This is a genomic window from Pseudoalteromonas simplex, assembly GCF_015278155.1.
Classification (GTDB): Bacteria; Pseudomonadota; Gammaproteobacteria; order Enterobacterales; family Alteromonadaceae; genus Pseudoalteromonas; species Pseudoalteromonas simplex.
The window spans coordinates 1-546 of the sequence record NZ_JADILN010000037.1 but is presented as its reverse complement, the minus strand read 5'-3'; the positions used below and the strand labels follow the sequence as shown (position 1 = coordinate 546).

The 546-nt window shown below is 34.1% G+C and carries 1 pseudogene; it reads right to left on the bottom strand.

From position 1 onward, the window contains the following. A pseudogene (locus IRQ78_RS20430) lies at positions 1 to 438 on the bottom strand (IS30-like element ISAba125 family transposase); the annotation flags it as partial. Positions 439 to 546 lie beyond the last annotated feature (108 nt).

Here is a 546-nt window from a genome sequence, read left to right as displayed (position 1 = left end):
TTTATTTTCATGACGCAGACAGGATAATAAGTCTTTTTTCAACTCACCCTTTGGTAATGCGCGTATCGTTGAATAAATCGTTGTATGGCTTACATTCATTGTTTGATCCAAATCAGGAAATGTCTTTAAACGCTTTGCTATTTGCTGAGGAGACCATAAACAACGGATCGCTTCAACAATAAATTTCCAGAGGATTGAATCGATTTTGAGTTTTCTGTGACCACGTCTACGTCTAGCGAAGGTGTTATCAGAAGCATATCGAGCTTGATAAACGTCATTGATGCTATTTCTTTTAAGCTCACGATAGATCGTACTAGGATGTCTTTTAATGAGTTCAGCAAATTTTCTGGCTGAAAAGCCTTCTTTTCTTGACTCAAGCATTAATGCAGTACGATCTTCAAAGTTAAGATGATGGTATGACAATTTTATATACTCCATAAACCCTTTAAATTAATTAGGTGGTTTATGTCGCACTTCAAGTTTTACTCTGCCATTATATAATTTAATATTCTTCTTAGTGCTCATTTTTTGAATATAATCTATTTT